Genomic DNA, 20,201 nt, shown 5'->3' with positions numbered 1-20,201 from the left:
GACAAATCCAATGGTGATCAAAGAATTGTCTGGCAGTTTTGCTGTTTATGGCGATGTCCAATTTCTTCCCGGATACTGTGTATTATTACCTAAAAGAGAGGTGGCTTCTTTAAATGATCTAGATTTAAGCGAGCGACAGATTTTCTTAACTGATATGACTCTTTTAGGAGATGCTATAATACAAGCTTGTTCTCCATTGAGAATCAATTATGAACTATTGGGAAATACTGATAACTTTCTTCATGCACATTTGTTTCCCCGTTATGAATGGGAAACCGACGAAGCGAAAAAAATGCCTGTTTGGTTGTACGACAAATCCCATTGGACTAATCCAGAGTATCACTATTCAGAAAAAAGAGATGGAGAGCGAAGACAAAAGATAGCCTCTTATTTAGAAAATGCCTATCGCTAGTCTAATGACTCTCCCTGAATCTAGTAACGTCTATTAAAGAACCTCCATGAAGCGATCGCTTCATGGAGGTTCTTTTTCCTTAGATCAATCAACATACTTAAGAACTGCGACTTCTTTTGGTTTCAGAACTACCAACTGTCTGGTTTCTTTGGTTAGAAGGTCTGCTCCAGGGGCTTTCAGCTTCACTTTGGTTGTCTGCTCCGTATGGTTTAAGAGAAAGACGAGTGTATAGCCAGCACCTTTGCGACAGGTAACGGAGACCTCAGTAGGAGCAGCCAAGAAGTGCTGGGCATGAGTCGCTAATTTATGATTTTCCAGAATGGTCGCTAAAAATGTAGTTAGCCCTTCAAGAGACAATTCTGTTCCCACGTAATACGCATACCCATCGTCGATCTGATTCATAGTAATGGCTGGCTTATCGGACAAATAACCGGATTGGAAGGTTGCCAAAGCTTTCGCACCATTTAGATGAATGACTTCCTCCCATAGAGAATTGTCGTACCGACGACCTTGGAAGTCAATTTGGTGATGGGTAGCTGCTTTCATTGGGTAAAACTCTTCTACAATGATCCCTAAGGTGTCCCTAAACAGTCCTGGATAGCCCCCAAGATAGACTTGGTCATATTCATTGACGATCCCACTAAAGAAATTCGTCAAGAAGATGCCGCCTTGTCGCACGTAATCATTGATTTTCTTACCGAAGGCTTCTGGTGCTGAATAGAGATTTGGGGCAATCACTAAAGGATAGCCGTCTAGGGATTCGGAAGGATGGACAAAGTCTACGCTCAGATTTAACGCCCTTAGCGCGGCATACAGGCTGCGTAACTGATGAATGTACTTTAAGGTGCTTGGTTTGGCATCCAATTCCAGCGCCCACCAATTTTCCCAGTCAAAGACAACCACGACATCAGCCAAGAAGCGCGTCCCAACGATATCCGACAGTTGCGAAAATTCGTTGCCTAATTGCGCACATTCACGAAAGATACGGCTTGAATGAGGATCTCCATGAGGCACCATCGCACTATGAAATTTTTCCGCACCGCCACGAGACTGCCGCCATTGGAAGAACATGATGCCATCAGCGCCATGAGCGAGCGCTTCATAACTCCAAAGACGCAGCTGGTTGGGTGTCTTGGCACCATTGATTTGCCGCCAATTAACGGCGCTGGTGGCTTGTTCCATGATCAAAAAAGGTTTTTTCTTTAAACTACGAGTTAGATCGTTAGCAAGAAATTGCGGGTAAGGGATCTTTTCAAAGGGATTCGGGTACGAATTCCAGCTGACTACATCCATTTCGGGTGCCCATTTAAACCCATCCACGTATTTGTGCAAGCCCATAAGATTGGTCATGTAAGGGATGCCTTGTGAATATTTTGCGATCGCCGCCTTTTCGAGTTGATAGAGCTCCAGATTCATGTCGGAAAGAAAACGGCGATAGTCTAACTGCTGCGCAGGATTTTTGAAGGTCGGCATCGCTTCAGGTAGAAAAATTTCGTCCCAGCTACCATAGGATTGACTCCAAAACTTGGTTGACCAAGCATCATTCAATCCAGCGATGGTCTGATATTTCTCTGCTAACCATGTCTGAAATCTTTTCCGACAATGATCGCAATAACACTCGTGGATGTGACAGGTATATTCGTTATTGATATGCCACATGACTAGCCCTGGATGATTGGCATAACGGTTTGCGACTGCTTCTGACAAATCGGTGGCATATTGACGATAGATAGGGGAAGTCGGACAGTAGTGCTGGCGCGACCCATGAACCAGTCGATTGCCATGAATGGTCACAGGCAGCATCTCAGGGTGTTTTTGAACAAGCCAAGCGGGAGGCGAAGCCGTTCCATTGGCTAGGTCGATCATGATATTGTTTTCATATAAAAGATCCATCAACCAGTCCAGAAAGTCAAAATCATAGGTGGATTCATCTGGCTGCAGATTGACCCAGCCAAAAATATTGATGCTTACATAGTTCACACCTGCTTCTTTCATTAAGCGCATATCTTCAAGAATGACTTCTTTAGACCATTGTTCAGGATTGTAGTCGGCACCATAGTAAAGTTGACGTTGCGTTTTCATGAAATCGCTCCTTTATAGACGTTTCTTTATCATCAAGATACTTGAATCATAGCAAATATTTATCTATTTGATAGCGGTATCATTTGAAAATCATGAAATGATCCAAAAAAACAAAGATAGTTCAATCTGGTTTCGCAGCTAGGTCTATCGTCCATCAGTTCTTTTGCCTTGCTGTTTTTTTAACAAAAATATACAATTGAAAAAGGCGGTAAATTAAAGTATCTAGAATTTATATTCTTAGATAGTTGTTTTTTTAACGGAGGTTTCTTTTTGCTGAAATGCATATTTATAACTATATGATCCAAAAAAACTTTGAGTCACGAGTAGAAAAAACACGATGAGTTAGAGAAATGAATAATTATGTGATGAGGAATCATAAAAAATGAATGACATAAGTTATTCAACAAAATTGCCAAGAAGGAGAGACAAGTTCATGAACCAGCCAATTCAGATTTTTTCTGAGATTGCCCCTTTAAAACGGGTGCTGCTGCATCGTCCAGGCGCAGAATTAGAAAACTTGATGCCGGATTATCTTGATCGATTGTTGTTTGATGATATTCCTTTTTTAACCCAAGCGCAAAAAGAACATGATTTTTTTGCGGATACGTTAAGAAGCAAAGGGGTGGAAGTCCTTTATTTGGAGGATCTAGCTGCTGAAACATTGACAACAACTGGTGCCAAAGAGGCCTTTTTAGAAGACTATTTAAATGAAACAACGATCCTTGATGAAGAGATTCGCAACGAAGTGCGCAACTTTTTCCTGTCGATTAAAGACAATCGCGCCTTTATCGATCATACGATGGCGGGCTTGAAAAAAAGTGAGGTAGAAATTTCAAAAGCCAGTAACTTAACTTCAATCGTTGAAACAGAATATCCTTTCTTGATCGATCCAATGCCAAACTTGTATTTCACGCGAGATCCGTTTGCGACGATTGGTCACAGTGTTTCCTTGAATCGAATGTATTCTGCAACGAGAAGACGGGAAACCCTCTACGGAAAACAAATTTTTACGCACCATCCGATGTTTGCCCGCAATGAGACGAACTTTTTGTATCATCGGGACGAAACGACGCGGATGGAAGGCGGGGATCAGCTGATTTTATCAGATAAAATCGTGGCGATCGGGATCTCTCAACGAACAGAAGTTGCCTCAATTGAAAAAATTGCCGAAACGATTTTTGCCACAGAACCGAGTTTCGAACATATCTTGGCATTTAATATCGGCGAGGAACGAAAATTTATGCATTTAGATACGGTCTTCACGATGGTGGATCATGATAAGTTCACGATCCATCCAGAAATCGAGGGAGAACTTTCGCTGTATTCAATCACTAAACACAAGGACGGTGTGCGAGTATATGAGGAAAAAGATACGTTGGAAAACATTCTTTGCCGTTATTTAGATTTGCCTGAAGTACACTTGATCCGCTGTGGTGGTGACGATTTAGCAGCGGCAGCTAGAGAGCAATGGAATGATGGGTCTAATACCTTGGCGATTGCACCTGGAGAAGTTGTGGTCTATGACCGCAACACCATTACCAATGGGCTGTTAAAAGAGGCAGGAGTCATTTTGAATGAAATCTCGGGCAGCGAATTGGTTCGCGGACGCGGGGGCCCCCGCTGTATGAGTATGCCGTTTATACGTGAGTAGGTCGATGCTTTGTTATTTTAAATACTTGTCTTTTCTTTAGAAGCATTTAAGTTAAGAAAAAGACGAGAAAAAACTAAAAGAAAGATTTGAAACATCATTTTGTTTCTAATCTTTCTTTTTTGTCATCATTTAACCCCCTAATAAAATGAAAAGGATTTCTTTTTGTGAAAATGTGTAATTTTTGTGACTTTTATATGTAAAGACTATAAAAAAACGCTAGGAACCTTGTTCTATCGCAAAATTTATGTTACGGTTATATTAGAAAACGGAAATAGGTGAAGGTATTTGCCACTTATTGATTTTTGACACCCTACGATCAGCGAATGCCATATGCTTGATTTGTAGTGGTTTTTTTTGCGGAAAAAAAGTGAAAGCAGGTGAGAAAATGACAGTAGATGCCATTCGATTATTACAAGAAGCAGAGCAATTTGCGGAAAATAAAAATAAAGAAGCAGAAGCAGAAAAAAAACAATTGGCACAAGCAAGAGAAGAACGGTTGAAGGCGTTTAAAAAAGAGTTGGCAGAAAAAGAAGCCCAACAAAAAGAAGCAATCAACCAAAAAATCGCAGCTGAGTTGGTACAGTCTAAGGAACCACTCTTGGCTAAGACCAAAGCAGAAGTGGAAACACTGCGAACGATCCCTAATGAATTGAAAGAAGAAGCATTAGCAATAATAATAAATAAGGTTGTGACATAAATGGCAATTGCAAAAATGCAAAAGTTCAGTCTGTTGACCTTTTACGATCAGAAAGAAGCTGTTTTAGAGCAGCTGCAAGACTTTCAAGGCGTAGAACTGCTTTCTTCGGAAAAATATTATGATTCTGAAGAAACGACGGGTGTTTTGACACCGGTTCGCGAGGAACAGTCTGAAGAAGAAATGGAGAACCAGTTTGGTCAAGTCAACTGGAGCTTAAATTTTTTAGAAGAATATGTACCCAAAAAAGGAATGCTGGCACAACTGCGGCAACCAATCAAAAAATATACCCTTCAAGAATTGGCTGAAACAGCCCACACCTATCCTTGGCAAGAATTATGCCAAACCCTTCGTAAACAAGACAAACGTCTTCGCTTGATTGATCAAGAAAAACGCGATGTATTAGCACAAGAAGCAGAACTGTCGATCTGGAAGTATTTCAAAGAACGACCAGCTGTTTTAAAAGAATTAAAAAAATCAGGTGGCTTGTTAGGATCGATTCCTACTTCTGAAATGGCTGACTTTACGACCAACAGTGAAAAGCTGCCGCTTGTCTATGTCGAAACCATTTATCAATCACAAACGACAACTTACTTATTAGTACTTTTCCATAAAGATGTAAAAGAAAAAGTAACTACTCTTCTAAAGAAAGCAGCCTTCGAGCAATACATCTACCCTTATGAGGGCATTCCAGAAGAAGATCTGCAAACGATGAAAGAAAAATCCCAGCGTCTAATTGATGAAGAAAAAGAAATCAAAGCTTCTCTTGGTGCGATGACAAAAGAGCAAGAAACCTTGCGGATCGTTGCCGAGTATTTAGATGGAGCGATCACCCGCTTAAAAAGCAGTAAAATGCTTTTGCGTTCGACTCATGCGGTCTCGATTTCTGGCTGGGTTCCTGTTGATGGGGCGGCCGAATTAGAAAAACGTATCAAAAAAGGGACCACGGATAACTATTACCTCGAATACCAAGAAGTGACGGAAAAAGAGCTGGCTGATGTGCCGATTTTATTAGAAAACGCACGTTGGATCAAGCCTTTTGAAGGACTTGTTCGGATGTACAGCTTGCCGCAATATGACGAGTTAGATCCGACACCATTTATGGCGCCTTTTTACATGGTGGCATTCGGGATGATGGTTGCCGATTTTGGCTATGGATTGCTCTTGTTTCTGGCGACATTTCTGGGGAAAAAGCTGTTCCACCTCAGCAAAGGGCTGGAACAAAATTTGACCCTCTTTCAGTTGTGCTCGATCCCTACGATTATTTGGGGCTTGATCTATGGCAACTTCTTCGGATTTGAATTCTCCTTCCAGCTGTTGTCTGCCCAGGATGATGTCAATCAGATCTTAGTCTTATCCGTGATCTTTGGGTACATTCAGATCATGTTTGGCTTGGCGCTGAAATTCTATATTTTATGGAAGAAAAAAGATCAGAAACTGGCTGCGATGTTCCAAGCCGGTTCGTGGATCGTCTTTTTGATCAGTGTCGTTTTTGTCGCTGCAGGAATGCTGCTTTTCCCTGACACCCCGTTACAAACGATTGGGATCGTAATGATCGCTGCCAGTCTTTTAGCAGTGGCAATCGGAGGCAGTTTAGAAGGAAAAACGTTGGCAGGAAAAATCGGTTCTGGATTGTACGGATTGATGGATGTGACCAATTATGTTGGTGACTTGATCAGTTACACCCGTCTGATGGCGTTAGGGGTTGCCGGCGGAAGTATCGCCTCAGCCTTCAACTTGATCATTAGCTACTTGCCGCCAGCAGCCCGGTTCACCGTCGGTATCTTATTATTTGTGGCGCTACATGGCCTGAATATTTTCTTAAGTTACCTTAGTGCGTATGTTCATGGTATCCGCTTGCAGTATTTAGAGTATTTCGGAAAATTCTTTACGGGGGGCGGACGTGCCTTTGACCCGTTCAAATCAAATGAAAATTATGTAGAGATCATCTCAGAAGAAAAGTTACAGGAGGATAATAATGGAAAATTGGATTAGTTTCTTTTACGAAAATGGTGGAATTGTTTTTGCAGCTTTAGGTGTAGCGACCGCAACGATTTGTGGTGGTATCGGATCAACGATCGGTGTGGGGATGACCAGTGAAGCAGCATCAGGCTTGATCTCAGAGCAACCAGAGAAATTCGGGCAAGCGTTGATTTTGGAATTGCTTTCTAGTACCCAGGGGCTATACGGCTTTGTAATCTCCTTTATGATTTTTGGTCAGATCAGTGGTTCGATCTCATTCGATCGCGGGTTGTATTTGTTTATCGCTTCATTGCCGATCGCGTTAACAGCAATTATCGCCGGTAAGTGGCAAGGACGTGCCGCAAGTGCTGCGATGCAGATTTTAGCAAAAAAACCAGAACATGTGACCAAAGGAATTATCTTGGTAGCGATGATGGAAACGTATTGTATTTTAGGGTTCGTGATTTCCTTCTTGCTTGTCTTGAATTAAGAGGAGGGAAAAGTGAATGTCTGATATTACACGTTTAACTGACAAGATAACCGCTGATGCGGAAAAGAAATACCAGCTTCAAATCAAAGAAGCACAAAAAGAAAGTGAAAACCAAGAAAATTTAAAACGAGCACAGTTAGAAAAAGAGCTTAATGAACGGTTAGCTTTTTATGAAAAAGAAAAACGTGCGGCGATGTATTTGGAAATCTCAGATGTGCATATCCAATCAAGAAACAAGGTCTTGGCAGCAAAGCAGTCCGTCTTAGATGAGCTGTTTTCTGAGGCTCTGACCCGTTTGAACACGATGGATCAGGCAGCATTTTATACGTTTATCGCGAAAGGCTTGGCGAATGCACGGTTAACTGGTGAGGTCGAGTTGCTTTTAGGCGAGAAGTCCCGTCATTTCGTTGATGAGGAATTCCTTACTAAGTTGCAAGCATCGGTCCCAGAGGTTCAGCTGAAACTGGTAAATAAAACGATCCCTCGCAAGGGTGGCTTTTTGTTGCGACAAGAAGCAATTGAGTTGAATTTTACCTTTGATGCGCTACTAGAAGCCAACAAAGAAGAGTTAAGCAATACGTTACTGCAATTGATTTTTGAACAGTAAGCAGGTGCAAACAGATGAATGACATCAAATATAATACGTTGAATACGAGAATTCGGACGTATGAATCGCAATTATTCGATCGTAGTCGCTATGAGCGAATGCTCTCAGCTGCCAGCGCAGAGGAAATCTATGGGATGCTGCAAGAAACGGTTTATGGTGACTTCATCAATGAAGATGATCGTGTACACGATTTTGAACAAGTCCTGATGGCTGAGTTGAAACGGGTATACGAAACGATGTATCAGTTGACACCAGAAAAAGCGATCGTTGATTTCTTTGCTTTGAAATATGACTATCAAAATCTGAAAGTTTTAGTAAAAGCGGCATATATGCAAGAAGATTTTTCGGCGTATCTCGTCCCAATCGGCACCCAGCCACTTTCCGTCCTTAAAGATCTGGTCAAGACCAGAAAAAGTACTCAGGTCGCGCAAGAGATGGTTGCCTGTGTGGAAGAAGTCTTTTCTTATATTGAGAACTATCATGAAGTCCAGTCCATCGATATCATCTTTGACAACCATTATTGGGAGCAATTATGGACGATCGGTAAAGAATACCAAGACGAGTTGCTGCAAAGCTTGATTCGCCGTCAAATCGATATCTTCAATATTTCAACAACGTTGCGCAGTTACGCGATGAAACGCAAGCGCGGCTTTATCAGCGCAGTTTTAGCCGACCATGGGAATTTACCTGCAAGTGAGTTGTTAGCAGAGATCACGACTTCTCTTGAGGCGTTTGTGGCATACTTGCAAGGAACCCCTTATAAAGAGCTGATCAATCATAGTTATGAAGAGTTGGTAGAAAAGAAGACCTTGAATACCTTTGATATACGCAAAGACAATTTTCTAATGGCGAAGCTCAAAGAACAAAAAATCGTGCCTTTTGGGCCGTCAGCATTGGCAGGGTATCTGTATGCCAAGGAAATTGAAAGCAAGAACTTGCGTATTCTCTTGATTGGTAAAATCAATAAGGTGCCAGAAGAGATTTTAAGAAGTCGGGTGCGTGATAGTTATGCATAAAAAAATAGCAATGATGGGTGGTAAGAACTCGATCTTGCCTTTCAAAGGGCTGGGGATCGATATCTTTCCAGTCAGCGATTTGGATGAAGCCGCCCAACAATTAGAAGAGATGGCTGAAGCGTATGGTGTGATCTTTTTGACCGAGCGGTTGATCGAACAATTAGAACCGATCGTTCGTCGTTACGAAGAAGTACCGACACCAGCGATCATTCCGATTCCAAGTAGTACGGGTAGTTTAGGGATCGGTATGGCACGCATTCAGCAAAATGTGGAAAAAGCGGTAGGAATGAATATATTAGATTCATAACAGACAAGTCAGCCAGCTAGGAGGAATAAATGTGGCATTTGGCACAATTGAAAAAGTATCGGGACCACTGGTCACCGCCTCAGGATTAAGTGGCGCAAAAATCCACGAAATCTGCAAAGTCAGTGACAAGGGCCTTATCGGTGAGATCATTGAGATCAAAAAAGGGCTGGTTTCGATCCAAGTATACGAAGAAACAGCGGGAATCGGACCAGGCGAGCCCGTGGAAACGACAGGCGCACCATTGTCTGTCGAACTAGCACCAGGTTTGTTGACTCAGATGTTTGATGGGATCCAACGACCATTAGATACATTTATGTCGCAAACAGAGAGTGATTTTTTGGAGCGGGGGGTCACCATCGATCCACTGAATCGCCAAAAGAAATGGACCTTCGTCCCACAAGTACAAGTCGGCGATACTGTACAAGCCGGTGATATTTTAGGTTCAGTACAAGAAACGTCGGTGATCGAGCATAAGATCATGGTGCCACCAAACTATGAAGGAACCGTCAAAGAAATCATGGTGGGAAATTTTGCGATTACTGAAGTCATCTGTGTTCTAGAAACCATCGATGGGGAAAAATCCTTGACGATGGTACAGAAATGGCCGGTTCGTCAACCACGTCCCGTTACTGCTAAATTAAATCCAGGCGAACCGCTAGTCACTGGACAGCGAGTTATCGACACCTATTTTCCAGTGGCAAAAGGCGGCTCAGCTGCTGTTCCTGGACCTTTTGGTGCTGGAAAAACAGTCGTTCAGCATCAGATCGCTAAATGGTCAGATGTGGATATCGTGGTCTATGTCGGTTGCGGTGAGCGGGGCAACGAAATGCGGGATGTCATGAACGAATTTCCTGAGTTGATCGATCCGAATACCGGCAAGTCGATCATGGAACGTACGGTATTGATCGCCAATACGTCGAATATGCCAGTTGCTGCTCGGGAAGCCTCGATCTATACAGGAATCACGATCGCGGAATATTACCGTGACATGGGCTATAGTGTTGCCATCATGGCAGATTCAACTTCTCGTTGGGCAGAAGCGCTGCGGGAAATGAGTGGACGCTTGCAAGAGATCCCAGGAGATGAAGGCTATCCGGCTTACCTTGGAAGTCGAATTGCGGAATACTATGAGCGAGCAGGGCGTTTCCATTCATTAGGCACGCAGCCTCGGGAAGGAAGCATTACCGCAATTGGTGCGGTTTCACCTGCTGGTGGAGACATCTCAGAACCAGTCACACAAAATACCTTACGAATCGTGAAAGTCTTCTGGGCATTGGATAGCATGCTGGCGCAAAAACGTCATTTTCCCTCCATCAACTGGATGAATTCCTATTCCCTTTACGAAGATCAAATCAATTCTTATTTGGATCAATTATTAGGCGATCGCTGGTCGGAGCTAGTCAATGAATCAATGGCGATTCTCCAAGAGGAAAGCCGTTTAGAAGAAATCGTTCAGCTGGTAGGGATGGATTCTCTTTCCCAGAAAGACCGCTTGACGATGATGACTGCCCGTTCTTTAAGACAAGACTACTTGCAGCAAAACGCCTTTGATGACGTTGACACGTATACATCTCGTAATAAGCAGTTCAAAATGTTGGAGAATATTCTTTACTTTAATGAACAAGCCCAACGTGCACTGCAGCTAGGTGCTTACTTAGATGAGATCACCAAAGGAACGGTTGATCTGCGTGAGCGCATCGCCCGCAGCAAATACATTCCTGAAGAAGAATTGACCCGCTTGGATACGATCAAGCATGACATCAAAGAAATGTTACAACGAATCATTGAAACTGGAGGTGTTCATTGATGTTAAAAGAATATCGTACAGTTTCCGAAATCGCCGGCCCCTTAATGGTGGTCGAAAATGTTCGAGGCGTGAAATTCGACGAACTCGTTGAGGTCCGCATGGACACAGGCGAGATCCGTCAAGGACAAGTACTGGAAGTCAGTGATGACAATGCTGTTGTCCAAGTCTTTGAAGGTACCAGTAATTTGAGTGCAGAAGAAAGCAAAGCAAGGTTTCTAGGGACTGGTTTGACCCTAGGGGTTTCTCTAGATATGATGGGTCGGGTGTTTGACGGTTTAGGAAAACCAAAAGATAATGGCCCGAGAATCTTGCCAGAAAAACGCATCGATGTAAACGGTGAAGCCATCAATCCGATGGCGCGGGACTTCCCAGATGAATTTATCCAAACGGGGATCTCAACCATCGATCATTTAAATACATTAGTTCGTGGACAAAAACTACCAATCTTTTCTGCGTCTGGTTTGCCTCATAAAGAGATCGCTGCTCAAATCGCACGACAAGCAACAGTACCTAGCCAAGAAGGCAATTTCGCGATCGTCTTCGCAGCAATTGGGATCCCTTTTGAAGAAGCTGAATTTTTCGTGGATGAATTCCGCAAAACCGGTGCGTTAGATCGTTCTGTTTTATTTATGAACCTTGCCAATGATCCAGCAATCGAACGGATCGCTACCCCTAAGATGGCATTGACCGCAGCAGAATATTTGGCTTTTGAAAAAGGCATGCACGTCTTAGTGATCATGACCGATATGACGAACTATTGCGAGGCATTGCGAGAAATCTCCGCTGCCCGCCGAGAAGTTCCAGGACGTCGCGGCTATCCAGGGTATCTATACACCAATTTAGCGACGCTGTATGAACGGGCAGGACGTTTGATGGGCAAAGAAGGCTCGGTCACACAGATTCCAATTTTAACGATGCCAGATGGCGATAAAACCCACCCGATTCCTGATTTGACCGGCTATATTACGGAAGGACAAATCATTTTGTCGCGGGACCTTTACAAGCGCAATATCAACCCGCCAGTGGATATTTTACCAAGTCTTTCGCGGTTGAAGGACAAAGGAACGGGAGAAGGTAAGACCCGTGCCGATCATGCGGCAACGATGAATCAAATCTATGCCGCCTATTCTGATGGGAAAGCTGCCAAAGAGCTATCGATCGTTTTAGGGGAGTCTGCCTTATCTGACCTTGATAAAAAGTACGCGCGCTTTGCTGATCTTTTCGAAAAAGAGTACGTCAATCAAGGATTTGAAACCAATCGGACGATTGAAGAAACGTTAGATTTAGGCTGGAAGCTATTAGCTACCTTGCCAAAACAAGAGTTGAGCCGTATCAAAGAAGAATTTATCGACGCCTATTACCCAACGGACGAGGATGTGAGTTCTTAATGGCGATCTTAAATGTCAATCCGACGCGGATGGAACTAAGTCGTTTGAAAAAACGGCTGACGACGGCAACCCGTGGTCACAAATTATTGAAAGACAAGCAAGATGAGCTGGTGCGCCAGTTCATTCAGCTAGTAAAGAAAAATCAGGAACTTCGTAAAAAGATGGAGACCGCATTGCAAGCAGGAATGGAAGAGTATGTGCTAGCTTCTAGTAGTATTCCCGATGTCGTTTTGCAAGAAGCCTTTATGATCCCTTTGAATAAAGTGACCTTAGATGTGCAAAGCCGAACCATCATGAATATGGATGTGCCAGTGTTGAACCCTGTTTACGAAGAAGAAAGCTCGGATGATGATTTTTCCTACGGTTTTGTGAGTACCACCAGTGAGCTGGATCTCTCGTTGTCCCATCTGGATCAAATGCTGCCAGTGATGCTGCAGTTGGCCGAGATCGAGAAAACCTGTCAACTGATGGCCAATGAGATCGAACGGACGAGGCGAAGAGTCAATGCGTTAGAGTATATGACGATTCCCAAGCTGACAGAAACCATTCAATACATCGAAAGCAATCTGGCAGAAGACGAACGAGCAACATTGACTCGCTTGATGAAGGTAACGGACATCATTGCAGAAAACGAAGCGAAGTAAGGCTTTTGCAAGCAGTGTGATTACAGCAAAAGGCACGTAGAAAGGAGATTCTTTCTACGTGCCTTTTTTGCTTGTTAAGAGCGTAAGAGCAGTTGGTCATCTTTCAACTCAGCACCACTATTTTGATGGAACATTTCCATCAATTCAGGGACCGTCAAATGCTGCTTTTGCTCACCGGCAATGTCTACGACGATCTTGCCTTGATGAAGCATGATCAGGCGATTGCCATAACGAATGGCATCTTCCATGTCATGAGTGACCATGAAAGCCGTCAACTGTTGGGACCGAATCAACTGATCGGTCAATGCCATGACCGTCAATGAGGTCTTAGGATCAAGGGCCGCGGTATGTTCATCTAATAAAATCAATTTAGGCTGCTGCAACGTCGCCATCAAGAGGGTGATAGCTTGCCGCTGTCCGCCTGATAGCAAACCGATCTCAGCAGAAAGGCGATTTTCTAAGCCTAAGTTTAAGCTGGCTAACTTTTCTTGGAAAAACGCGCGGTTTTTCGCTTTGACGCCTGTCGCAACTCCGCGGACTTGGCCGCGTTTGTAAGCCAATGCTAAATTTTCTTCGACGGTCAAACGAACCGCGGTCCCCATACGTGGATCTTGAAAGACTCGACTAATATCTTTTGACCGTTTGGTCACGGATAAACGGGTAATGTCTTTCCCATCTAAGGTGATTTTTCCTTGTTCTGTTGGGATCGTTCCTGCGATACTGTTTAAGAGGGTCGATTTTCCAGCACCATTCCCACCGATGATCGTAATAAAATCAGCGGCATTCATCGTCAGGTCAATGCCTCGCAAGACATGGTTTTCATTGATCGTTCCTTTTTCGAAGGTTTGGTGTAGATTCTCGATTGTTAAGACTGAAGTCATTAGGATTGGCCTCCTTTGGTTTTTGGCAGCATCTTTTTAAGTCCTAGTTTTGAACGAAGCTGCGGTAAGGAGAGGCAGATGACTAAGACGATTGCAGATGCCAATTTGATATCGTTGGCCTCGACATTGAATTCGAATACGACGGCCAAGATAAAGCGATAAACGATTGCCCCGATCACGATGGTGATCAATCGCAAAAGCAAAGATTTATTGGCAAATAAAACTTCTGCAATAATGATCGATGCTAAACCGATCACGATCGTACCGATCCCTGAGTTCAAATCAGCGAAGCCATTGTTTTGGGCTAAGAGGGCACCAGAGAGGGCGATACAGCCGTTAGAGATCATATAGCCGATAATCTTCATGTTATCAGTGTTGATGCCGTTGGCCTCGCTCATAGCTAAATTGTCGCCCGTCGCTCGCAACGCTAAGCCGATCTCTGTACGGAAAAAGAGGAACAAGCACAAAATGACGATTGCCGCGAAGAGAAAGCCTGCAAGAATCACGGCATTGTTTTTGGTCAGTCCCATGGCTTGAAATTGGGTGAAGACCGTGTCTTGTCCCAGCAAGGCGATGTTGGGAGCACCCATCACACGATTTGTGATGGAATACAGTCCAGTCATCGTGATGATCCCCGCCAATAAGGCAGGGATTTTTAGTTTTGTGTGGAGCAGACCAGATACTAAGCCGGCTACCATGCCGCCGCCAAAGCCCATCAGACTCGCTAAAATAGGCGAGAGACCATTCGTAATACTGATTGCTGCGATCCCAGCGCCTAAGGGGAAACTCCCTTCTGCAGTTAAATCAGCGATATCTAAAATACGGAAGGTTAAAAATACACCAATCGCCAGCAATGCCCAAAGGATCCCTTGAGAGGTGGCAGATTGTAGTAAGAGCAAGAATGTGTCGACTAAATTCATATGATTTCCTCAAATCTAAGTTAGTATGGTTATTCTGGTGCAGTGATGCTGGCAGGATCAATCCCTAAAGCAGCAGCCATCTCTTCATTGACGACTAACTCTAAATTATCCGCTGTTTCAACGGGCGTCGTTGCTGGCTCTGCATCGCCATCCAAAATTTTCGCTGCTAGTTTCCCTGTTTGAATGCCAAGGGATTTATAATCAATACCGTAAGTTGCTAGGGCACCATCATCGACTTGTTCTACGGAACCAGCGACGATCGGTGTTTTGGTTTCTTTGGCGACTTCGCCGACGATTGCAGCAGCAGAGGCAAAGGTATTATCTGTTGGGACATAAATGCCGTCAACATCTTTTGCAAGGCTGGTGGTTACTTGTTGCACATCATTGGTTGTATTGGCGGTCAATACTTTTACATCAACGCCCGCAGCTTTTAAGGCTTCTTCTGCCAAGTCAGCTTGGATTTTTGAATTGGCTTCACCTGCGTTATACATAATGCCGATCGTTTTGGCATCAGGCACGATGCTTAACAGCAAGTTGATCTGTTGCTCAATCGGTACCATGTCTGAAGTACCGGTGATGTTGCGACCAGGTTCTTCATTTGAATCGGCCAATTTCGCTCCAACTAAGTCAGTGACTGCGGTAACTACGATTGGGGTATCGGTCGTTTCATTTGCTAAAGATACAGCAGCAGGGGTGGCAATGCCTAATAAAAGATCTGGTGAGGCATTCACTAGGCGTTCGCTCATACTTTTTAAATTGTCTTGACTGTTTTGCGCATTTTGGTATTCGATCGTTAGGTTTTCACCTTCCGTGTAGCCCGCTTCTGCTAAGCCTTCTTTGAATCCTTCGTAGGCTGCATTCAAGGAGCCGTGTTCCACGAGTTGTAAAACACCGACTGTTTTTGTTCCATCGTTTTCCTCCGAAGCATTGTTTGATTCGCCACAAGCTGCTAATGCCAGCAAGGAAGCCGTAAGTAACCCAGTTGTGATCCATTTTTTCATTTTCATTGTAACTCCTCCTATAAACGTTTCTTTTTTAATTGGGGTTTACCTGAACAAAAAAATCCATTCAGACAATCGTCTAAATGGATTCGATCCTATACCAAGCGTAAACGTATATTGGCAACCATTTAGAAGATTTTCTACATGGCTGCAAGTTCAAGTTAAAATGCTTTAGCCATCATAGATACAAACAAAACTCGTTTTTGGTTTGCATCCATAATGTGATATGAATACAAACTATCTAAAGTAGCTAAAGTAAAAGGTATTCAGTTGTGGGGATACGGTCGTGTTTAACATAAAAAGTTCCTCCAAACTTGAATTGATTTTAGTATAGACAAAAAAAAGCGGACTGTCAAATGTTTTTCCTGAATTATCTGAAAATTTTTGAATAACACGCAGAAAATGTTTGGAAAACAACTTTTGTTTCAATTATTTTCAAAGAAAGAAAAAAACTTTGTTCCTTCAAGCTTTTTAGCTAAAAAAGAAGCAAAGTTTTTTTCAGGGTCATTCGTTTTCTTCTTTATAATAACGAATGGTATTTTTGATTTCACGAATACTATAAAGCAGATCATCTTCGAAGGATTGATCTTGATCGATATCGATCGTCTCGTTGAACATCGCTTCGTATTCAGGGATCGTTAGCTTTTGACGGTCATCGAGCAACGCTTGGTGTGCCGCTTGCGCCAACTGTTTTTCATAGCCAGGTACCAACAAGCCGCTGAAAAATTCAGCAACCGCTCCTGATCCGTAGCTAAATAATCCGATTCGATCATTTGCTTGCAGGCTAGAGGAATTTTCCAATAAAGAGATCAAGCCCAGATACAGTGAACCAGTATACAAGTTGCCGGTACGACGGCTGTAAACGATCGATTCTTCATAGCGGGCCATCAGGCGTTTTTGTTCTGTTTCTTCTTCTTCGGCAAAAACAGCCAACAAGGCTTTTTTACCCATTTTTGTATAAGGGATATGGAAGCTCAAAGCCGCATAATCTTTTGCTGTCCGCTGATTTTTTTCGCAATGGGCTTGCCAAACTTGTTTGAAAGAATCGATATAAACGGCATTTGACAAATGACCATCTACCATTGGATATTGATGTCCTACTGGACGCCAAAAATCATAAATATCTTGCGTCAACATCAAATTATCATTTTCAAGCTGCAAAATTGCTGGATCCGCCGAGATCAACATAGCAACAGCTCCCACACCTTGAGTCGGCTCGCCACCAGAAGCTAAGCCATAACGGGCGATATCTGAAGCCACGACCAAAACTTTGCTTTGTGGATTGGCTTGTACATGGGCTTTGGCAAATTGTAAGCCCGCCGTTGCGCCGTAACACGCCTCTTTGATTTCAAAGGACCGTGCAAATGGCTGGATACCTAATAGGCGATGCAAAACCACTGCCGAAGCTTTTGATTCATCGATGCCAGATTCTGTTCCGACGATCACCATATCAATTGCTTGTAAATCTTCTTTCGTAAGGATATCTTTTGCCGCGTGCATGGCAAAGGTGACGATATCTTGTGTTTTTTTATTGACCGCCATTTGATCTTGACCGATCCCGATCGTAAATTTATTCGGGTCTACCTCTCGGGCGTGAGCTAGATCAACCATATCTATAAAATAGGGGGGGACAAAGAAATTTATTTTATCAATACCAACGTTCATTCCGTCGCTCCTTTATGTTCTACATACTTAGTAGGCTACACGTTCTAAGGTATCATATTTTTTGAAAAAAATGAAAAAGAATTGATTAGAATTTAAACTTTATTAAAGAAAGTAGAAAAGGGTGCGACAACCGAATGTGGGGTATTCTTTTTTGGAGGATTTAATGATATATTTCAAGAGGAGGTGACGTACGTGGAAGAAGTTGTCATTATCGACGCACTAAGAACGCCAATTGGCAAATACCATGGGTCATTAAAAGAATATTCAGCAGTAGAATTAGGAACAGTTGCTGCAAAAGCCTTGTTGGCAAGAAACCAACAAGCAAAAGAACATATCGCACAAGTGATTATCGGAAATGTGCTACAAGCAGGCAGTGGTCAAAATCCAGGACGCCAAGTTTCCTTGCAAAGTGGGCTTTCCTCAGATATTCCAGCCTCAACGATCAACGAAGTATGTGGTTCGGGAATGAAAGCGATTCTAATGGGGATGGAGCAAATTCAATTGAACAAGGCATCCGTCGTATTGACTGGTGGGATTGAAAGTATGACGAATGCGCCGCTCTTTAGTTATTATAACAAGGCGGAAGATCAGTATTCAGCTCCGGTGTCAACAATGATGCATGACGGATTAACAGATGCATTCAGTAGCAAGCCAATGGGACTGACGGCTGAGACGGTAGCAGAAAGATACGGGATCACTCGCAAAGAGCAAGATGAGTTTGCCTACCACTCACAAATGAAAGCTGCCAAAGCGCAAGCAGCAAAGAAATTTGATCAAGAGATCGTGCCGTTGACTGAAAAATCAGGAACCGTTTTACAGGACGAAGGCATTCGCGCCGCTACGACAGTCGAAAAATTAGCTGAATTAAAAACAGTTTTCAAAAAAGACGGTACGGTGACTGCTGGGAACGCCTCAACCATCAATGATGGGGCGGCCATGGTCTTGATCGCGTCAAAAAGCTATTGTGAAGAGCATCAGATTCCTTATCTGGCAGTGATCAAAGAGATCGTCGAAGTTGGCTTTGCCCCAGAGATCATGGGAATCTCACCGATCAAAGCAATCGATACGTTACTGAAAAAGCAAGCACTGACGATTGAAGATATCGGTATTTTTGAGATCAATGAAGCCTTTGCAGCTTCTTCGATCGTAGTAGAACGTGAACTTGGTTTGGATCCGAAGAAAGTCAACCGTTACGGCGGGGGCATTTCACTGGGACATGCCATTGGAGCGACCGGCGCTCGGATCGCAACGACCGTCGCTTATCAGCTAAAAAACACCCAAGAGCGCTACGGAATCGCCTCTTTGTGTGTCGGCGGCGGATTAGGGCTAGCGATGCTGTTAGAAAATCCTTCGGCGACAGCAAGTCAAACGAATTTTGATGAAGAGTCGGCATCACAAAAAACAGAAAAAAAAAAGTTCTACGCCCTCGCGCCTAATGAACGATTAGCCTTTCTTGAAGCACAAGGAGCGATCACAGCAGCAGAATCCTTGGTTTTTCAAGAAATGACACTAAACAAGGAAACTGCTAATCACTTGATCGAAAACCAAATCAGTGAAGTAGAGATCCCGTTAGGCGTAGGGCTGAACCTGCAAGTGAATGGCAAAGCATACAATGTCCCGTTAGCCACAGAAGAACCCTCGGTGATCGCAGCGATGAGCAATGGAGCAAAAATGGCTGGGCCCATTACGACGACCAGTCAAGAACGTTTGCTTCGAGGCCAGATCGTCTTTATGGATGTTCAGGATCCGGAAGCGATTTTGGCAAAAGTTGAATCCGAGCAAGCAACGATCTTTGCAGTGGCGAATGAGACGTATCCTTCCATCGTGAAACGCGGCGGTGGATTGCGAAGAGTGATCGGTCGGAACTTCTCGCCAGCAGAATCTGACTTAGCAACCGCTTATGTGTCGATCGATTTAATGGTTGATGTCAAAGATGCGATGGGCGCCAATATCATCAATTCGATTTTAGAAGGAGTGGCAGAGCTTTTTCGCAAATGGTTCCCAGAAGTAGAAATTCTCTTTAGTATTTTAAGCAATCTCGCTACGGAATCGTTAGTAACAGCCACTTGCTCGGTGCCTTTTGACAAATTGAGCAAGAACGGGAATGGCAGACAAGTTGCCGAAAAAATTGTTCATGCAGCTGATTTTGCCAAGATCGATCCATATCGTGCCGCTACCCATAACAAAGGGATCATGAATGGCGTTGAAGCGCTGATTTTGGCTACCGGAAACGACACTCGCGCCGTTTCTGCCGCTTGTCATGGCTATGCTGCCCGTAATGGCCGCATGCAAGGGTTGACTTCCTGGGCAATCGTAGAAGACCGTTTGATTGGTAGTATCACACTGCCGTTGGCGATCGCCACAGTCGGGGGTGCCACAAAAGTATTGCCAAAAGCCCAAGCGGCGTTGGCATTGACTGGTGTTGAAACGGCGAGTGAGTTAGCTTCGCTGGCGGCAAGTGTCGGGTTGGTTCAGAATCTGGCAGCGTTGCGGGCATTGGTTTCAGAAGGTATCCAGCAAGGCCATATGAGCATGCAAGCTCGTTCATTAGCTATTTCAGTTGGGGCAAAAGGAACCGAGATTGAACAGCTGGCAGCTAAGCTACGAGCTGCGACTCAAATGAACCAAGAGCAAGCCCGTAAATTTTTAACCGAAATACGCAATTAAAAAAGGT

Annotated in this window: 17 protein-coding genes (1 of these 17 cut by a window edge); 12 read left to right on the top strand and 5 right to left on the bottom strand. The window is 43.6% G+C overall.

Annotated features, from left to right (window positions below; translation table 11 throughout):
• On the top strand, positions 1 to 412 hold the 3' portion of the coding sequence (locus A5878_RS11660; RefSeq protein ID WP_015510095.1) for an HIT family protein. It extends 41 nt beyond the left edge of the window; the window shows 412 of its 453 coding nt (coding positions 42–453); the start codon falls outside the window, past its left edge; it ends in the stop codon at positions 410 to 412.
• Between the two features lie 84 nt (positions 413 to 496).
• Here A5878_RS11660 and A5878_RS11655 read toward each other — a convergent pair whose 3' ends face one another.
• The gene (locus A5878_RS11655; protein WP_060792358.1) at positions 497 to 2,494 is read right to left on the bottom strand and encodes a beta-galactosidase; all 1,998 of its coding nucleotides are present in this window, start codon (positions 2,492 to 2,494) and stop codon (positions 497 to 499) included.
• A gap of 433 nt (positions 2,495 to 2,927) precedes the next feature.
• On the opposite strand from A5878_RS11655, the gene arcA reads away from it, so the two are divergent.
• The 10 genes from arcA to A5878_RS11605 all read left to right on the top strand — a co-directional run bounded on the left by arcA (position 2,928) and on the right by A5878_RS11605 (position 13,060).
• Positions 2,928 to 4,145, top strand: coding sequence for an arginine deiminase (gene arcA / locus A5878_RS11650; protein ID WP_060792357.1), 1,218 nt, complete (start codon positions 2,928 to 2,930; stop codon positions 4,143 to 4,145).
• Between the two features lie 385 nt (positions 4,146 to 4,530).
• Positions 4,531 to 4,842 carry a hypothetical protein gene (locus A5878_RS11645; RefSeq protein ID WP_010749206.1) on the top strand — a complete coding sequence of 104 codons (312 nt, stop codon included), beginning with the start codon at positions 4,531 to 4,533 and terminating at the stop codon, positions 4,840 to 4,842.
• On the top strand, positions 4,843 to 6,834 hold the full coding sequence (locus A5878_RS11640; RefSeq protein ID WP_015510091.1) for a V-type ATP synthase subunit I: 1,992 nt from the start codon (positions 4,843 to 4,845) through the stop codon (positions 6,832 to 6,834).
• Positions 6,818 to 7,291: a V-type ATP synthase subunit K gene (locus A5878_RS11635; RefSeq protein WP_005229236.1), complete on the top strand. Its 474-nt coding sequence runs from the start codon at positions 6,818 to 6,820 to the stop codon at positions 7,289 to 7,291. The genes A5878_RS11640 and A5878_RS11635 overlap by 17 nt, the downstream gene beginning before the upstream one ends.
• Positions 7,292 to 7,307: 16 nt before the next feature.
• Positions 7,308 to 7,898 carry a V-type ATP synthase subunit E gene (locus tag A5878_RS11630; protein WP_005229237.1) on the top strand — a complete coding sequence of 197 codons (591 nt, stop codon included), beginning with the start codon at positions 7,308 to 7,310 and terminating at the stop codon, positions 7,896 to 7,898.
• Between the two features lie 14 nt (positions 7,899 to 7,912).
• Positions 7,913 to 8,914 carry a V-type ATP synthase subunit C gene (locus A5878_RS11625; protein ID WP_060792356.1) on the top strand — a complete coding sequence of 334 codons (1,002 nt, stop codon included), beginning with the start codon at positions 7,913 to 7,915 and terminating at the stop codon, positions 8,912 to 8,914.
• Complete coding sequence (locus A5878_RS11620) at positions 8,907 to 9,221, top strand: V-type ATP synthase subunit F (protein ID WP_005229240.1); 315 nt, start codon at positions 8,907 to 8,909, stop codon at positions 9,219 to 9,221. The genes A5878_RS11625 and A5878_RS11620 overlap by 8 nt, the downstream gene beginning before the upstream one ends.
• 31 nt (positions 9,222 to 9,252) lie before the next feature.
• A complete protein-coding gene (locus A5878_RS11615; RefSeq protein WP_010749209.1) occupies positions 9,253 to 11,028 on the top strand; it encodes a V-type ATP synthase subunit A in 1,776 nt (591 codons plus the stop codon).
• Entirely contained in the window at positions 11,028 to 12,416 is a 1,389-nt protein-coding gene (locus tag A5878_RS11610; protein ID WP_005237151.1) for a V-type ATP synthase subunit B, read from the top strand. The genes A5878_RS11615 and A5878_RS11610 overlap by 1 nt, the downstream gene beginning before the upstream one ends.
• A complete protein-coding gene (locus A5878_RS11605) occupies positions 12,416 to 13,060 on the top strand; it encodes a V-type ATP synthase subunit D (protein ID WP_005229243.1) in 645 nt (214 codons plus the stop codon). The genes A5878_RS11610 and A5878_RS11605 overlap by 1 nt, the downstream gene beginning before the upstream one ends.
• A 74-nt stretch (positions 13,061 to 13,134) precedes the next feature.
• On the opposite strand, the gene A5878_RS11600 is transcribed toward A5878_RS11605, so the two are convergent.
• The 4 genes from A5878_RS11600 to A5878_RS11585 form a co-directional block, all read right to left on the bottom strand.
• Positions 13,135 to 13,941, bottom strand: a complete 807-nt coding sequence (locus tag A5878_RS11600) for an ABC transporter ATP-binding protein (RefSeq protein WP_086295598.1) — start codon at positions 13,939 to 13,941, stop codon at positions 13,135 to 13,137.
• Positions 13,941 to 14,861 (bottom strand): ABC transporter permease, encoded by a 921-nt coding sequence (locus A5878_RS11595; protein WP_005229245.1) that lies wholly within the window; start codon positions 14,859 to 14,861, stop codon positions 13,941 to 13,943. The genes A5878_RS11600 and A5878_RS11595 overlap by 1 nt, the downstream gene beginning before the upstream one ends.
• Positions 14,862 to 14,890: 29 nt before the next feature.
• Positions 14,891 to 15,868 (bottom strand): ABC transporter substrate-binding protein, encoded by a 978-nt coding sequence (locus A5878_RS11590; RefSeq protein ID WP_060792353.1) that lies wholly within the window; start codon positions 15,866 to 15,868, stop codon positions 14,891 to 14,893.
• A 498-nt stretch (positions 15,869 to 16,366) separates the two neighbouring features.
• Positions 16,367 to 17,527: a hydroxymethylglutaryl-CoA synthase gene (locus tag A5878_RS11585; RefSeq protein WP_060792352.1), complete on the bottom strand. Its 1,161-nt coding sequence runs from the start codon at positions 17,525 to 17,527 to the stop codon at positions 16,367 to 16,369.
• A 192-nt stretch (positions 17,528 to 17,719) separates the two neighbouring features.
• On the opposite strand from A5878_RS11585, the gene A5878_RS11580 reads away from it, so the two are divergent.
• A complete protein-coding gene (locus tag A5878_RS11580) occupies positions 17,720 to 20,194 on the top strand; it encodes a hydroxymethylglutaryl-CoA reductase, degradative (RefSeq protein ID WP_086295597.1) in 2,475 nt (824 codons plus the stop codon).
• Positions 20,195 to 20,201 lie beyond the last annotated feature (7 nt).

Origin of the sequence: Enterococcus sp. 3G6_DIV0642, assembly GCF_002140635.1 — a bacterium.
Taxonomy (GTDB): domain Bacteria; phylum Bacillota; class Bacilli; order Lactobacillales; family Enterococcaceae; genus Enterococcus_D; species Enterococcus_D casseliflavus.
Note: the sequence above shows the minus strand (reverse complement) of the source record. Positions and strands in the feature narration are given on the sequence as shown.

Excerpts from the sequence above, each read along its gene's own strand:
- A5878_RS11655 (WP_060792358.1), bottom strand. The coding sequence starts at position 2,494 with ATGAAAACGCAACGTCAACTTTACTATGGTGCCGACTACAATCCTGAA.
- arcA (WP_060792357.1), top strand. The coding sequence starts at position 2,928 with ATGAACCAGCCAATTCAGATTTTTTCTGAGATTGCCCCTTTAAAACGG.
- A5878_RS11645 (WP_010749206.1), top strand. The coding sequence starts at position 4,531 with ATGACAGTAGATGCCATTCGATTATTACAAGAAGCAGAGCAATTTGCG.
- A5878_RS11640 (WP_015510091.1), top strand. The coding sequence starts at position 4,843 with ATGGCAATTGCAAAAATGCAAAAGTTCAGTCTGTTGACCTTTTACGAT.
- A5878_RS11635 (WP_005229236.1), top strand. The coding sequence starts at position 6,818 with ATGGAAAATTGGATTAGTTTCTTTTACGAAAATGGTGGAATTGTTTTT.
- A5878_RS11630 (WP_005229237.1), top strand. The coding sequence starts at position 7,308 with ATGTCTGATATTACACGTTTAACTGACAAGATAACCGCTGATGCGGAA.
- A5878_RS11625 (WP_060792356.1), top strand. The coding sequence starts at position 7,913 with ATGAATGACATCAAATATAATACGTTGAATACGAGAATTCGGACGTAT.
- A5878_RS11620 (WP_005229240.1), top strand. The coding sequence starts at position 8,907 with ATGCATAAAAAAATAGCAATGATGGGTGGTAAGAACTCGATCTTGCCT.
- A5878_RS11610 (WP_005237151.1), top strand. The coding sequence starts at position 11,028 with ATGTTAAAAGAATATCGTACAGTTTCCGAAATCGCCGGCCCCTTAATG.
- A5878_RS11605 (WP_005229243.1), top strand. The coding sequence starts at position 12,416 with ATGGCGATCTTAAATGTCAATCCGACGCGGATGGAACTAAGTCGTTTG.
- A5878_RS11600 (WP_086295598.1), bottom strand. The coding sequence starts at position 13,941 with ATGACTTCAGTCTTAACAATCGAGAATCTACACCAAACCTTCGAAAAA.
- A5878_RS11595 (WP_005229245.1), bottom strand. The coding sequence starts at position 14,861 with ATGAATTTAGTCGACACATTCTTGCTCTTACTACAATCTGCCACCTCT.
- A5878_RS11590 (WP_060792353.1), bottom strand. The coding sequence starts at position 15,868 with ATGAAAATGAAAAAATGGATCACAACTGGGTTACTTACGGCTTCCTTG.
- A5878_RS11585 (WP_060792352.1), bottom strand. The coding sequence starts at position 17,527 with ATGAACGTTGGTATTGATAAAATAAATTTCTTTGTCCCCCCCTATTTT.